Below are 14,586 nucleotides of genomic sequence, written 5' to 3' on the forward strand. Positions count from 1 at the left end.
GACATCTCTGGGCTCCTTATGGTTTTTTAATTTCTCATTTAACACAGCAAAATTGCTAACAAGTCTCGTTATCTGCTCGCTTACAAGTACGTGAATAATCTCAATTAAAAAAAGGTACGTGAACTTTTCACATACCTCTTTATTTTGAATGAATTACCTTTTAAAAAATCACTTATAATTAAGATTAACATAAAGCAATTATCAAAATTACGAAGTTGCTATAATATATGCCTGCTTACTTTTGGAGATATATTTTTATTCTAAAATTTGTTGGTCTCCCTTTAAACTCAATCTCTCATCTAAGAAAGTGTAGTGATTAAATCAACTGGCTCAATACTGTTGTTGATTCCTCTTTAAATAAATCCCAACATGTTGCTTGTTTAGCCCATTGAGTTACGTTTCGATCTCCGGCTGAATCACGTAAATAGTTTAATGCATTTTGAGCAATTATTTTTACTATACTATCCCATTGATTAGGAACACTTTGTGATTCCCAAATCTCCATTAAATTAATTTGTCTTCCATATATGTGCCCGAGCATTGCCACTGTATAGTAAATAACATTTGCTCGGTATCCTTTTAAGTTCATCTCGTTAACAATGTCTGTTACATAAGAGTTGATGATTTTACGAGAAATTAACTGTTTATAGAAATCACTATCGATCTCATCTAAGCTTGTTGATTCCCCCTTCTCGTTTGTATTAGATTTCCAAAAACGACTATTTACATTCATAAATTGTTTAAAGGCCTCTTCTCCACCTTTACTTGATATATGAGGAAATCCCTCCCAAGACATAAAAAACTTTGCTAAGTCTACTTTTGTAATTACGTTTTCCTTTGGATATATCTTTTTGAATACATTTTGTTCTTTCCCTTTTTTACGTCGACTAATATCAACCATATATTGTCCGCGAGCTCGTTCAAAGTACCACTTGGACTCTTCTTTTCTGTTATCTAAGCTTGGAATCCAAATACTCCGGGATAATTTTTCAATATCTGACATAAATCTTGTGTTAGCCAATAAATCAGATTTATTAATTTTATTTTGTGTATTCGCGTACTCTGAAATTTTAGATACAATTTCATCTTCAAGTTTATATCGATCTTCTTCCTGTTCACTAACTTTTAAAATTGTTAACTTTGTTTGAACATACACATCCTTTAAATCTACTCCACTTTTATAAGCCTGATGAACAGATGCTGTTGTCTGTCCACCATTGACAATCTGCCAACTAGTAATTCGAGTTATACGATATAAGTTGTTGTCTCCTATTTGTTGAATATCAGCATCTTTAGCAACACTAGATATACCGTTATTATAGGAAACAAACATATCACGTTGAATAGGATCTTTTAGTGTATCCCGTATACCTTTATTTGTTCCTCCACGTGCTTGTAAAAATGAACGTACGTTACGTTCAACAAGTTTTGGGCCCCAGTCATCATAAAGTTTAGCTAATAAATCCGCTGGTATATAACCAATATAGCAATCAAAATCATAATTACTTTGACAGTTCTCTCTTTTCGGAACATTCATCATTTCAATTGATTGATTGTAGTCTACCTCCAATTCAATATCAAAATCACGAATACCTTGCTCAGCCTCAGATAATCTATATACGCGGTCCATGTCCCAAATATGAACGTTAACAGCCTCTACCCCCGGGATATTAACTTCTACCGGTTTGTTTGTCAGATAAAAACTTGTAGTCAAAACATAAATATTTACCTCATCTATTACATTACGATTATTAGTAATAAACCTTGCCAGTTCTCTAAATTCAACCCCACCGCTAGCACTATGATAAATCCCATTTGAGTTAGTATAAAAACGTTTTGCCTTATTCGCAATTTCAGTAAGTTTAGTTTTTGTGGTTTCAGGTAGAGTACCTTCATCAAAATTGATATCATAATCAACGACATAAAGACTTAAATTAGCAGACTCTTCATCATAAAAATAACCATTAACTTTGATATTTCCTTTTATATATGGGAATATAATTGAGGGTTCATCTTCTTGGTTCATGTAAGTTAACATTTCAGTAAAGAATGGAATTTCTCTGCTACCAATCGTTAAACCTTTTTGTTCAACTGCATCTATGAATTCTTCCAGAAATTCAATTTTCTTCTTCTCTTCCTTCACATCACTCAACCTACTTTACTTGAATAATATGCTTTATCAGTTTCCACTTTGAACTCAATACAGTGAGATAAATCAATTTTATAGGATACATTAGTTACACCAATCGGTAGATTATCACTTATGATCTTCGGGAATTTTTCAGTAACTTCGTAAGTTTCTTCGTTATGTATATAAAAATACACATCATTATACATATCATCTGAAATATATAGTTCAAGTAAAATATCATTAAATCGAACTAACCCTGTTTTTGATCGTTCATTTAGCTGAAAGCGAATATCATCTATTAAATCTTGAATTGATTTTCCATCATCAGATTGTGTATGTTCAATTTTAAGTACATACAAGTAAATTTTACGAATTACGTTGTTTAATTCTAGTTGCGTTTCATTTGATATACGTATGCCATCATGAATTTTTTGAGAGATTGTCTTAATTTCAATTCCTATATTTTCTTTCACAAAATCTATTCTGTGTTTTGTTGGTCCTTTCCAAGCATCAATTATCAATGGTGGTTCATCCGAAAATTTATTCAACCAAGTACTTATATAGTATAATTCTCCAAATAAACCCATCTGCTCTTCCAAAGAAAGCCGTTTATTCGTCTTAAACCGAAAGAAATTGTGCCACCGATCTAAGACTCCATAAATAACTGTAAATAAAGAACGTCCTTCACTTACTAAAATATGGTCAACCAAACTTTGTAGAAGTTTTTCGAAAATCTCTTCACTATCTTCCTCTTCTTGAGCAATAATTAAAAACCTCTTATTAATTAACGGTCCTATCTTATCAAAGGTATCTATAGTTATCTTTACTCCCCTCCACTTAGGAAGCGATTTCATTTGATCATCATTCCAATTTTCATTACTGATATCAATATAAATCCTGCGTTCCCTAGTGATCATATCAATTCCTATCATCATAATAGGTATTTTAAAATGTATTGTTTTAAGTTTATAGACCTGTTCATTCTGATCATTATCCGTGATGTCTAGTAATTTTTTAATTTCTTCTGTAAGATTAATCATTTTTACTACCTCTTTTAACAGTTTTATTTACTATGAATTTCCCCTGCTTTTTAATTATATCCCCTCCATCATCTGTAAATTTTTCCGTTATTTCCGGAAAAGAAAATGCAAATCCTACAGGTACAAAGTTTTCATTAAATTCGTACCCTAAATCTTTAAATAATTCTACTCCTGGATGTAATGGATAGACTAATAAAGCAGCATTATGTTTATTACGTTCTGTTTGACTTGGCTGCTCTAAATCTACAAACTCTTGATTACTTGCCACAATCGCCCCTATATCAACTTTATCTGTTGGATCTATCTTTTTCTCTACAGCCCGAATAACTGCAGTTTCTAATTTTATTTTTCCTAAATTAACTGGATGCTTTTTTAAACCAGCTAGCTTAACATTATCACTATTTAATGTTGAGTTAGTACCACCAACAATAATCACATTAAATTTCTGTAACTCATTTTTTGAATTCATTCTTTCAATAAAACTAGCAATATCTTTACTATTAACTTTGTTAACAGAGGCTGGCGTTTCATATCTTTTAAGAAAATCTATTACTCGCCTACTAGCTACATCTCTTGATATATAATATTGAGTGTCCTTTTTCAATTTATTATTTAACTTTGTGATTGGTGTTTCTATTTCATTTATTAAACTTAAAGTTGCATCAAAATTTTTCTTCATAATAAGCTCTCTAGAGTCAAAAATACGGGTCTGTCTCATACCACTGTAATTAGTTAGTTTCTTAGCATAACGCATTTTCGCTATGCTTGTTACCTGCATATCTTCATGATCTAACATTTTTATCGCATATTCTTCCGGTGTGACATTCTCGTTTTTTGCAATATATTCAAATTCCTTACGTAACTCTACCATTACAAAAGCCATGTGTTCAAAATAATCAGATACTGTTTCAGAAGTATAAATACGACACAAATCCATGTAACCAGTTCTAAAACCGAACCACCTACCCATTTGCATCAATGTATCATACATGTTTGTTCCTCGATAATAGTATGAAACACTTAGTCCTTCAAGCGTTAATCCACGAGATAATTTATCACCTCCGACTACTATTACATTCAAACCGACATCCTTATAAGTTTCATATTCTAAGGCTTCTCCACTCTGTCCGTTTATCTCCATTATGCGCACATTGCTAACAAGTGTTTTAATCTCTTTAAAAACTTCTTTCCAATCATAAACGGGGAGTTGTTTATCAAATTCTCGTTGTACTAATAAGTGGTCATTTAAATAAAGCTCTTTTAATTCAGTAATATAATTACTATGACTGTTATATAAAATATCATTACATAATTCTTGATAGTATCTTTCTATGACTTCTGTCATAGTGCCTTGTGTATCTGTAAAGCGTGAAGTATGGATCAGCATTGAGTTATGTTTTCCATTTTGTCCACGTAGATTTCTTACTGCTATGGCAATTAAAAATGCAAAAATTGCTTCTCTCATTGATTTAGGTACTTTATTAAATTTGTCTGAATCTGTCGTTTTTTTCATACTGTTAAATAAGTTTAAATCTTCTTCATTTAAATGTCTTAAGAGTAAAGGTTTATTATCTTTAAGATATCCTGTTACATTAAAATATTCAGCTGGACCACAATATCCTTTTGGCTTAGGTAAGGCTACAACAAAATCTTTTGGGTATAGATCCTTACCCGCAGTATCATGTTTCGCATCAGTCCGGATTAAAAGATTAGCAAAAGGTGTAGCCGTGTATCCTACATATGATTTCTTTCTGAACAACTCTAAAATTTCTCGAATTAATTTATTAATCGTTTTTGGATTTTCTTCTTTATTTGGATTTGATGTATCTACACTTGCTTGATCTGCTTCATCGTCTATAATCAATACCGGTACATCTTCGTTTTTCTTTGATAACATAATACTCTGCAATAATATTTCTTTCAAAGACTCTAATACAGATTTATTTTTCTTCACAATGAGGAGATTTCGAGAAAGAAAATCACGTTTTTTAGCATGTGCTACAGTAATATCTTTATCCTTTGTAGTCCAAGTTGTGACAAGTGGACCATCATTTCTAATCTTGGCTACTCCTATCTTCTCGTCTGTGTTTTCATCAATTCTCCCTACTACTTCTTCTTCTAACCTAATTTGTGTTTGAGATCGTAAGTCATTATGCATACCAGCTAAAACAATTACTAATTTATACCCAATGTCAAAAGCTTTATTAATTAGACCGGTAAAATTGGCTGTTTTACCAGATTGAACATATCCCAATACTAAGCCACGTACGTCAAAGGCCTCTGTACTTTTAGGATTACCTATTGATCTAAGAATTTTATTTGTCGATTCATGGATTGAGTCTACATTTTCCCTTTCCCAATTTTTGTACTCTTCTAAATATCTTCTATATCTTGGCCAGAAGTACGAGTATACAGGAAGTGCATTTTCATCAAACCAATTTTTCGCACCAGTTCCCTTCAATATAGAACTCTTTGGAATATCAATATATCCTCCATACAACTCAAACATCTCTAACGCTAGACTTTCTAAATCAGATTCCTTAACATCATGATAGCTTGTTTTTAACTTATCTTCTGCTATAGCCTGTGCTCGTTCAAAAGGAGAATTAATACCACTATTTTGAAAGGCATGATATATCGTTTTAAAAGTTGCCTTATAATTTTCTCTCATTGTTTCATTCATTTTTCACTAACACTTCCTTTTCTATAAAAGTCTTTATTGTACTTCTATTAATTGATTCAAAACCTGCTATTAAAGAAATAGAGTCGACTATAAGATTTATATCAATTTCATCATTAATAGAGACTAAGCTATTTGCTACCTCTATAATAATGAATCTTTTATTTTCATCTAGCTCTTGAATTTCTTCTTCTTTTTTAACCATCGACTCAGACATAAGTAAATTATTAGGAGAACCCCATTCAATAAGTTTCAGATAGGAATTTAGTTTTTTTCGAGTTATATCATTAACTTCTTTTAAAACTTCAATTAAAATTGGGTGATTACGATTTAAAACATATACGCTGTTAACTTCATCATTGTAAAGTTCCCAAGTATGTAAAGAACCTTTTAATCGATCCGTTTTCTTGTTAGGTTTTGCTCGGTAAAGCATAATTTCTTTAGACACCTGTCTATAATATTTACCTATTGCTTTTAAATTTTCCTTAGCATCTTCTGGTATTGAAATACTTGATTTTTTAATATCTATTTTCCAATCTTCATCAGCATTATTATTAAAGTCTATTTTTATTCTTACTAATTCAGAGTAATTGTCTTTTGTAAACATCCCAAACCAATCTCCAAAATTCACCAAGCGCCCTTCTCTATAAATATAAAATCCTTGTTGATCACGCCAACCTTTTGGACCAGATGCATCTTTATATTCACTTTCTTTGAAAGCTGAAGGATGTGGCAAAACATATGGAGTTATCTTTACCCTTTTTCGATTTACCCGTATAACTTGTGTTTCTCCTTCAATCGTTTTCGGGTGTTTACTTAAAAAAGGATCCCAAGGTATTAAAAAGTTATCATTTAAATAAATATTAAAACCATTTTGTAACTTTAAATGAAAAACCATTTCCAAATACTTTCTAACTCTAGCTACCTTTCCATAAAAGCTTCTTGGTTGAATAACTTTCTTGCTATCATATCCAGTAAAACGATCTAACTTATCAATAAATACTATTGTCCCGTTAGACTCAAGACCACCTATTTTTTCTTTTATGTCCTCGGGTATTTGTTTGAGTAATTCCCACTCATTATTTTCACTTACAAAATCTAAATCCCAACAACGCTCAGAAATAACCCCTTGACTCTTAGTCACAACACTCAAACGTTTTCCTAATGAAAATGCTGCAGTTTTTAAACCCATTCCAAATCTTCCGAGTTCCCTTTCTTTCCTTTCCAGTCTCGGATCTTTGGAGCCAATAGTCATAGCAACTTGTAATTCTTCATCTGTCATTCCTATTCCATTATCATATATTAAAATGTATCCATTACCGGAATTATATTCAAATGTAATATGAACATCAGTTGAATTGGCATCTAAACTATTATCTATAATGTCTGCAATAGCAGTTTGTGCATTATATCCTATATTTCTTAACGATTGGATGACAGGAGCTGCAGATGGTCTAGTTAAAATTGTATCCAACTTCAATCCCTCACTCTATATCTTTTGATACTTTTAGGTTAACAAAATATTGAAAAGAGTACACGTCATTGTTTAAACTTCGTGTACTCCGAGATTTTAAAAATTAAATTCATCAGTTATTTTCTTAATCGGTTTATCGCCTAATATATATAACATTTGTTCAGCAACTGCACGTGCTAAAAGTGGTGGTACGGCATTTCCAACCTGTTGATATTGTTTATCTTTTGATCCAATAAAAACATAATCATCTTTAAAGGATTGCAATCGTGCAGCCTCTCGAATACTCAATGCTTCTGCTTTCTCTGGGTGTTGCCACATTGATTTTCTAACATTGATTACTGTTGGAGACGGCTCATGATAATTCATTCTTAAATACACTGTATTTTGAGTTCGTGATCCGTCAGTATAAGATATTTCTTTTAGCTCTTTCGATAAACTATGGAAATTCCTTCCTCCACTTTGTTTTAAAGCTTCAAATCGTTGCCGACTTAGAGGCTTGCTATCAGTATTTATATGGTTGTATATGAAATCTCCTTTTATTGTTGAACGAAAATAGTGTTGCATCTCTGTTTTTTGTGAATCGATACTATAAGGGATTTTATTATCAGCTACATCTTTAGTTGGTGCAATATTCTCTAAATCTTTTATGGCATCATAAACAGTAAAAGGAAGTTTTTCTGATTCGAATTTTTCTGGCATCTTGACAGGACCGTTTTTTACATAGTCCTTTTTAATACCTAAAATCATAAATCGATGTCTGTTTTGAGGCGTACCAAAATCACTAGCTAACATTACTTCAGTTTTAATTTCATAGCCTATAAATTTAAAGAAATAGGTTAAATATTTAACTATATTATAAGATTTAACTGTTACACTAACTATCAATTTTTCGTTAATTAGTTTTGCTTTTGTTTTCCCCACTATTTTTATTTTTTGTTGTTTTAACTCTTCTAGATGTTTCAAAAGTTGATTTAATTCCATAAAATCATTAAGTTTGTTGATTTGTAGTTTGTTATCATTATTATTTCGTTGTATCAGTGATACTAGAGCTTCCTTAGTATTAAGAAAAATTCGATTCAATACTTCATAACCGTTTAAAAGTGAAAAATCATACTCATTAATACATTGAATTACACTTTTAATTTCCTCTTCTTCTTTCTTTTTTACTACATTGTAAACTTTATCGCTCTTAAGATTTCGTAGTAAACTACGCATTCTAGAAAGATGTATATTTGATGTTAGAAATGGTGTAAAAGACTTTTCAATTAGCTCATCTATTAAAGATTTTAAATTAGTATTGGTTGAATCCATTAAAACTAATTTTTCTTTTTCCCATAGAGGTTTTTTTCCAAGTTTCGTAGTAATCTCTTGCAAGTGTTCTTCTGAACTATATGCAAATACTCCTTCTCCTTGTTCCGTAACAAAAAACTTATGCTTCTCTGAGTTCATTGTTTTGACATTTTCCAATAAAAAACCTACTGGCTTAATCTCATCAATGGCACGTGCAAATTCTTTAACAAGCTGATTATTACCAGAAATCAAATGGTTTTTCTGACGATTTGCATTTGAGAAACCTTGACAAGGCGGACCACCGATAACAACAGTTTCATTATTATTAATATTTTTTTCTTTTAAGTAGTCACTAAATTTTATTTTTGTTATATCGCTAATCTCACTACCTTTAGGTTTGATAATAATATCTGTGTTTTTATTATGATTATAAATGTATGTTTGAACTGCTTCTTTGTTTATTTCTACAGCACCAATTACTTTGAATCTCCCAGTTTGTTCGAATCCGTTGCTTAGTCCTCCAGCACCTGCAAACAAATCGATTAGTTTAAATTTTACTGTTGTACTCATTTGTTTCGCTCCTATTTAAAAAACAACTGTAAAAGCAGCATATATGATTTAACTCTTTTTTTCAATAGATAGCGAACATATTTTCCTTACCTATTATCTTCTACAATCACTTTACATTTAAGTTAGCAAATGTCGATTTCTCCAACGGTTTTCACTTAAATTACAGTTTTTCTTAAACCTGAAGAACCATCACTTACTTATGGTACGGCTCCCCACGATTAATCCGAAAAGCCCGATAAATCTGCTCGACTAGTATGAGCCGCATCAACTGATGAGGGAACGTCATTTTCGAAAACGACAGCTTCTCATCCGCTCGCTTCATCACTGCGTCGCTCAGTCCGAGTGATCCGCCGATGACGAAGGTGATTTTGCTTTTTCCATATGTCGCCAGCTTATCTATTGTATCGGCTAGTTCTTCGGATGTTTTCATTTTTCCTTCGATGGCGAGGGCGATGACGTGGGCGTCGGAGCTGATTTTTGATAGGATGCGGTCGCCTTCTTTGTCTTTTATGATTTTCATGTCCTGGTCGCTTAGGTTTTCCGGCGCTTTTTCGTCCGGGAGTTCGATGATGTCGATTTTTGCGTAGGCCGAAAGTCGTTTCGTGTATTCTTCAATGCCTTGCTTGAGGTATTTTTCTTTTAGTTTTCCGATTGTCACAATATTGATATTCACAGGTCATCCCCACTTTAAAAACAAGTTATTCATATATGTTGTCCACAATTGTGGATATCTTTTCTGTATTTTGTGTAAGATCATTCGTTCCCCACTATATATACTGCGGGGTCTCCACATAATTCACAGGCTGTGGATAAACTGTTAGTATGTTCGATTTTTCTGATTTCGGGCGGCAGCTCGTGGTCGTCTATGTACATATCCAGCACCGTTTCGATGTGTTCTTCACAAGAATAATACGCTTGTTTCATGTTCAAATCCTCCGATGTTTTCTTCCATTTTTACAAATGTTCTCTTCTCAATATAACCTATTTATTCACATGTTAGTAGTGCTTCGGGCTGAGTTTTATCCACAATTCGACAAACAAGCTGTTGATGACTCTATTTCGCTCGTGTGTTAGTTTGGATGTAACCGATGTGTGGGGAGGTCTGCATTTGCGCTTTAGATGGGTTTGGCTTTTTGTGATCATGTTGCTGCTTGCTGGGTGTCGGCCGTCTTATTGGGTGTTGGAGAAGGATCGAATCGGTGAAGGCAGTCCAGACTTAGAAATATACGCTAATTACCTTCAAATGCATGATGATGTAAAAGGATATCAAGTCTTCACCATTTTAGAAGGGAGAAAGATGGTTATTGTGTCTCTCGGAAGCAGCGAGAAAGATAAGAAGCTTGAAGTGTCAGACGTCAAATTCTCGCCTAAAGAAACGATTGTAACTGTGAAACGAAAACCTGCTCCTACGGCAAATGAGAAAAACCCTTATATTTTGATTGGACTGGACAAAATCGCAGGGGATTTCATCGTACAGGATGAAACGGGAAGTAGATTTGAAGAAACGGATTACCAGCAATAAAGCCGGCGTTCTGAGAACGTCCGGCTTTTTCTTTTACTTCAATGTTCCATGCGGGTCGATGACGAATTTTTTGGCTGCGCCTTTGTCGAAGTCGCTGTAGCCTTTTGGCGCGTCGTCCAAAGAAATGACAGTGGCGTTGACGGCCTTTGCGATTTGCGCTCTGCCGCTCAGGATCGCTTTCATCAAATTGCGGTTGTATGTCATGGCGGGTGTTTGTCCGGTGACGAAGGTGTGGGCTTTAGCCCAGCCGAGTCCGAAGCGGATTTTTAGTGAGCCTGTTTTGGCGTCCGCATCCTTTGCACCGGGATCTTCGGTCACGTATAAGCCTGGAATGCCAAGGCTGCCTCCGACCTGGGTGACGTCCATGATTGAGTTCAGCACGGCGGCAGGCGCTTCTCCTTGATTGCCGTGTCCGGATGCTTCAAAGCCGACACAGTCCACTGCGGCATCAACGGTTGGTTCACCTAGTATTTGTTCAATTTGCTCGCCGAGGCGGTCGTGTTTTTGTACGTTGACCGTTTCACAGCCGAAGCTTCTCGCCTGTGCCAGTCTGTCTTCGTTCAGATCGCCGACAATCACGGTAGAGGCACCAAGGAGCTGAGCGGAGTGTGCAGCTGCCAAGCCGACAGGACCCGCTCCCGCGATGTAAACGGTTGAACCTGTTTGCACGCCCGCTGTGTAAGCTCCATGGAAGCCGGTCGGAAAAATGTCGGACAGCATGGTCAAATCGAGAATCTTTTCTAGCGCCTGTTCTTTATCAGGGAATACCAAAAGCTGAAAGTCAGCGTATGGCACCATGACGTATTCAGACTGGCCGCCGACCCAGCCGCCCATATCGACGTAGCCGTAAGCCGATCCCGGACGGTCCGGATTGACATTCAGGCACACATGCGTTTTCTGCGTTTTGCACATCACACAGCGTCCGCAGGCAATATTGAAAGGAACGGATACGATATCGCCCTTTTTGATAAATTCGACATCACGCCCCGTTTCAATAACTTCTCCGGTGATTTCATGTCCGAGCACCAAGCCTTCAGGCGCCGTTGTGCGGCCTCTGACCATATGCTGGTCGCTCCCGCAAATGTTGGTTGTAATGACTTTGAGAATAACCCCATGCTCACATTTTCGATTCACATTCGCCTTCGGGACGCCGGGCCCGTCCCTCAAGATTAACTCCGGATAACCGATATCCTCCACCGCTACAGTCCCTTTGCCTTTGTACACAACCGCTTTGTTTCCTGTCAACGCCATTCCTCCCATTCATGTGTTTGGACTCTCCGTCCTTGAACATGACTTCGGTTCGGCATGACTCTTTCCCTTTTTCACGACTGTTTTTTCTGTATTCTTACAACAACAAATATGCCAAGAAAGCATCCAATAATGGTTCCGCCGATGTCTAAGAAGTCGACTTTACATCCATTTAACAAGAACACAGTAATGGCCGAAACCAGGCAGATCATAACTGCCAGAAGAATAACCCGTTTGGTGCGCATGTAATTCCTCCTTTAGATTCGTTTCTAAACCATACCCAAAATCCTCTGCAAATTTCGGTTCAACAAAAAAAGAGACTTCACACCAGTCTCTTCATAATTAGAGATCAATTAAAAAATTTCCTGAGAAATAATGTGACAACACTCGTTACTAACGAAATCGCCGTATACATAACAACCCAAAACATGAATGAGCTATTGCCCGAAGCTAACGTAAATAACAATATCAAGCTCGCGATAAGGACGATGAGCGGTGCCACCCAAAACCTCTTAAATAAAAAATGACCCGCTATACCAAATACACCTGCAAAAATCGGAAAACCAAAAACGATAAATAAAACGGCGATAGCTCCCATACTAACCTCCTTGCCCTAAAACCCCTTCATCACCTCAACATCATACAGCTTCAAATGACTCTTCGGCGTCACGACGTCCTTTACCTTCCCAATCACTTTTTCTTTCATTTTCTTTCCGGTTTTCAGATTGTACTGTTCAATGTAGGCAGGCTTGTTATACGTGTATGTGAAGAAATAGAGGCTGCTGCCTTTTTGGGTGATTTCTTTGAAATCGGCTTTCATTTTGTCCTGGGAAAGGGTGAAGGCGATGTTTGTTTTTCCTGTCTTGGCATCAATTTTGTGTACCTTTCCGAAGCCGTCAATGAAATACAGGTTCCCGTCATAAGGGAAAAAGCTGTTTTTAAAGCTGAAGGGCATGGAGCTATATATCGTTTGTTCGTCGTTTTTGTATTCGGCGATGTCGTGCAGCTCTACTTTGCCGCTTTTTTTGTTGATCTTGACCATTTGATAGAGATTGCGGGCTTTTTGGCCGCGAACCATAACATAAACAGCTTGGTCGTCCACAGCAAGCTGGGATTCGACTGAGGCTCCTTCCCGGTATTGCCATTCCGTTATGGTGTGATAGGTAAGCTTCTTCTGATCTGCTTGAATCTGAAGGAGCTCGTAGCCTTTTTCGTCATCTGTCGGGACGAGTGCATAAATGGTGCCGTCATGAAAACCGGAGGCTCGGATGTAGTAGGGGATGACGTCTTTTTTCCACTCTCCGTCCATTTGGCGGTACAGCTCTGAGCGGTATCCGTCTCCCTTTTTGTCGTAGCCGGAGTTGTATAAGGTGTAAAAGCCGTCCGTGTTTTGCAGAAAGCCGGCGCTGTCGCCTGTGTGCTGATAGGTTCTTTTATGGGAGCGCAGGCCGTTTTTGATCGTATAAATCTTGTTTTTGTCCTCCAGCATCACACTGTCGCCGTGAACCTTGGCTGAGCCCAGCTCAAGGCCCTTCATCTTAAAGGAAGACAGCGTCCCGTCCTGGCTGATAAACAGGGCGTAGCTTTTCCCGCCGCCAAATGCATCTTGATCCGCAGAGGATGAGAAATATAACAGGACTTCTTTGTCATCCAGGAAATCGGGGTTTCTGAGATCCTGCTGACTTACGGTTTTATGGTTTTTGAGAGGAGAAATGAAGACAAATAGTGCGATTCCTGCGAGAATCAGCATGGCGATGGTAATCATCCACTTTTTCATATCCTTCTCCTTAGTAAATGGTCATGATGGTTGTCGTATACGAAGAACTTGTGATGTCGCGCGGATACACGCCTAAGCCTCCGTTGCTGTCTATATCAATGCCTGCTTTCAGCAAAAAGGCAGACCATAGGAGCTTTGAACAGTTTTTGGCGCCGTCATGGCCGGTATTTCTGTTATTGACGAAGTTAAATGAGTATGGGTCGCCCACTTTTGATACCGCCCAGTCGGCAGCAGCTGTTTTTTGAGATGAGGATACGCTGACGGTTTGCACAATGGAGTTGTCTTCCACGTCTCTGGCATTATAAGCGATCTGCCTGACGCCGTCGCTCGGGACAGATTCAACAATTTTGTCAGCAGCGGAGTACATGCCGACGTGGCCGTGATTGTAGTAGGCTGTGTAGGAGTTCGTGTAATAGATATTGCCTTTCGCGCTTGTCGGGAGTTTTTTCGTGCCGGACGAGCCGCCCATGATAGACATGCCGCTTTCCTTGGCGAGCCGGTCTCCCTCTGCTTTATCAGCCGTGATTTCCTTATAGAACTGTTTTAGGATAACGTCCTGCTTTACGTGCTGCTGTTTGGCAATCTGGCTGGCAGATTTCATGATTTCTTCCGGTGTCGTGCCTGGCTGCAGTGCGGCGATTTCTTCAGCATAATTTGTGGTCTTTACGGCTTTGGCGGGAGTAACAAACAGGCCGCCGCACATTGTGAGCGCTACCAAAAACATCGACACTCGTTTCTTCAACTTCATTACATCTCCTCTTTTCTTGTGAGTGTAGGAAAGGTAATTTCCTCACCCACATTATATTAGGAAAATAAGGAAAGTAACTAGGTTATTTACAGAATTTTTAGAAATC

General features: G+C 36.7%; 13 protein-coding genes. 1 reads left to right on the top strand and 12 read right to left on the bottom strand.

Features of this window, described 5'->3' with window-relative positions; genetic code table 11:
* Positions 1-316: 316 nt before the first annotated feature.
* The 7 genes from MHH82_RS36320 to MHH82_RS36350 all read right to left on the bottom strand — a co-directional run bounded on the left by MHH82_RS36320 (position 317) and on the right by MHH82_RS36350 (position 10,109).
* On the bottom strand, positions 317-2,143 hold the full coding sequence (locus tag MHH82_RS36320; RefSeq protein ID WP_072175737.1) for an AIPR family protein: 1,827 nt from the start codon (positions 2,141-2,143) through the stop codon (positions 317-319).
* 5 nt (positions 2,144-2,148) lie between these two features.
* Positions 2,149-3,171, bottom strand: a complete 1,023-nt coding sequence (locus MHH82_RS36325; protein ID WP_072175736.1) for a PD-(D/E)XK motif protein — start codon at positions 3,169-3,171, stop codon at positions 2,149-2,151.
* Positions 3,164-5,854 (bottom strand): Z1 domain-containing protein, encoded by a 2,691-nt coding sequence (locus tag MHH82_RS36330; RefSeq protein WP_072175735.1) that lies wholly within the window; start codon positions 5,852-5,854, stop codon positions 3,164-3,166. Before MHH82_RS36330 ends, MHH82_RS36325 begins: the two co-directional genes overlap by 8 nt.
* Positions 5,847-7,325 carry an ATP-binding protein gene (locus MHH82_RS36335; RefSeq protein ID WP_072175734.1) on the bottom strand — a complete coding sequence of 493 codons (1,479 nt, stop codon included), beginning with the start codon at positions 7,323-7,325 and terminating at the stop codon, positions 5,847-5,849. The genes MHH82_RS36330 and MHH82_RS36335 overlap by 8 nt, the downstream gene beginning before the upstream one ends.
* Before the next feature lie 96 nt (positions 7,326-7,421).
* Positions 7,422-9,185, bottom strand: a complete 1,764-nt coding sequence (locus MHH82_RS36340; RefSeq protein ID WP_072175733.1) for a DNA cytosine methyltransferase — start codon at positions 9,183-9,185, stop codon at positions 7,422-7,424.
* A 193-nt stretch (positions 9,186-9,378) separates the two neighbouring features.
* Positions 9,379-9,858 carry a 23S rRNA (pseudouridine(1915)-N(3))-methyltransferase RlmH gene (gene rlmH / locus MHH82_RS36345; protein ID WP_072175732.1) on the bottom strand — a complete coding sequence of 160 codons (480 nt, stop codon included), beginning with the start codon at positions 9,856-9,858 and terminating at the stop codon, positions 9,379-9,381.
* Between the two features lie 80 nt (positions 9,859-9,938).
* On the bottom strand, positions 9,939-10,109 hold the full coding sequence (locus tag MHH82_RS36350; RefSeq protein WP_003219122.1) for a CxxH/CxxC protein: 171 nt from the start codon (positions 10,107-10,109) through the stop codon (positions 9,939-9,941).
* Between the two features lie 184 nt (positions 10,110-10,293).
* On the opposite strand from MHH82_RS36350, the gene MHH82_RS36355 reads away from it, so the two are divergent.
* The gene (locus MHH82_RS36355) at positions 10,294-10,707 is read left to right on the top strand and encodes a hypothetical protein (protein WP_072173754.1); all 414 of its coding nucleotides are present in this window, start codon (positions 10,294-10,296) and stop codon (positions 10,705-10,707) included.
* A gap of 33 nt (positions 10,708-10,740) precedes the next feature.
* Here MHH82_RS36355 and fdhA read toward each other — a convergent pair whose 3' ends face one another.
* The 5 genes from fdhA to MHH82_RS36380 all read right to left on the bottom strand — a co-directional run bounded on the left by fdhA (position 10,741) and on the right by MHH82_RS36380 (position 14,480).
* The gene (fdhA, locus tag MHH82_RS36360; protein WP_003226972.1) at positions 10,741-11,967 is read right to left on the bottom strand and encodes a formaldehyde dehydrogenase, glutathione-independent; all 1,227 of its coding nucleotides are present in this window, start codon (positions 11,965-11,967) and stop codon (positions 10,741-10,743) included.
* Positions 11,968-12,029: 62 nt separating this feature from the next.
* Positions 12,030-12,200: a hypothetical protein gene (locus tag MHH82_RS36365; RefSeq protein ID WP_017695773.1), complete on the bottom strand. Its 171-nt coding sequence runs from the start codon at positions 12,198-12,200 to the stop codon at positions 12,030-12,032.
* 104 nt (positions 12,201-12,304) lie between these two features.
* A complete protein-coding gene (locus MHH82_RS36370) occupies positions 12,305-12,553 on the bottom strand; it encodes a DUF2651 family protein (RefSeq protein ID WP_072175731.1) in 249 nt (82 codons plus the stop codon).
* Positions 12,554-12,568: 15 nt separating this feature from the next.
* Positions 12,569-13,732 (bottom strand): hypothetical protein, encoded by a 1,164-nt coding sequence (locus MHH82_RS36375; protein ID WP_072175730.1) that lies wholly within the window; start codon positions 13,730-13,732, stop codon positions 12,569-12,571.
* A gap of 10 nt (positions 13,733-13,742) precedes the next feature.
* A complete protein-coding gene (locus MHH82_RS36380) occupies positions 13,743-14,480 on the bottom strand; it encodes a YiiX/YebB-like N1pC/P60 family cysteine hydrolase (RefSeq protein WP_003243470.1) in 738 nt (245 codons plus the stop codon).
* Positions 14,481-14,586 lie beyond the last annotated feature (106 nt).

It is taken from the genome of Bacillus sp. FSL K6-6540 (assembly GCF_038007545.1).

What these genes read in the sequence shown, in the direction of transcription:
- MHH82_RS36340 (WP_072175733.1), bottom strand. Translation starts at nt 9,185, where the DNA reads ATGAGTACAACAGTAAAATTTAAACTAATCGATTTGTTTGCAGGTGCT.
- MHH82_RS36370 (WP_072175731.1), bottom strand. Translation starts at nt 12,553, where the DNA reads ATGGGAGCTATCGCCGTTTTATTTATCGTTTTTGGTTTTCCGATTTTT.
- MHH82_RS36350 (WP_003219122.1), bottom strand. Translation starts at nt 10,109, where the DNA reads ATGAAACAAGCGTATTATTCTTGTGAAGAACACATCGAAACGGTGCTG.
- MHH82_RS36330 (WP_072175735.1), bottom strand. Translation starts at nt 5,854, where the DNA reads ATGAATGAAACAATGAGAGAAAATTATAAGGCAACTTTTAAAACGATA.
- MHH82_RS36380 (WP_003243470.1), bottom strand. Translation starts at nt 14,480, where the DNA reads ATGAAGTTGAAGAAACGAGTGTCGATGTTTTTGGTAGCGCTCACAATG.
- MHH82_RS36365 (WP_017695773.1), bottom strand. Translation starts at nt 12,200, where the DNA reads ATGCGCACCAAACGGGTTATTCTTCTGGCAGTTATGATCTGCCTGGTT.
- MHH82_RS36325 (WP_072175736.1), bottom strand. Translation starts at nt 3,171, where the DNA reads ATGATTAATCTTACAGAAGAAATTAAAAAATTACTAGACATCACGGAT.
- MHH82_RS36375 (WP_072175730.1), bottom strand. Translation starts at nt 13,732, where the DNA reads ATGAAAAAGTGGATGATTACCATCGCCATGCTGATTCTCGCAGGAATC.
- fdhA (WP_003226972.1), bottom strand. Translation starts at nt 11,967, where the DNA reads ATGGGAGGAATGGCGTTGACAGGAAACAAAGCGGTTGTGTACAAAGGC.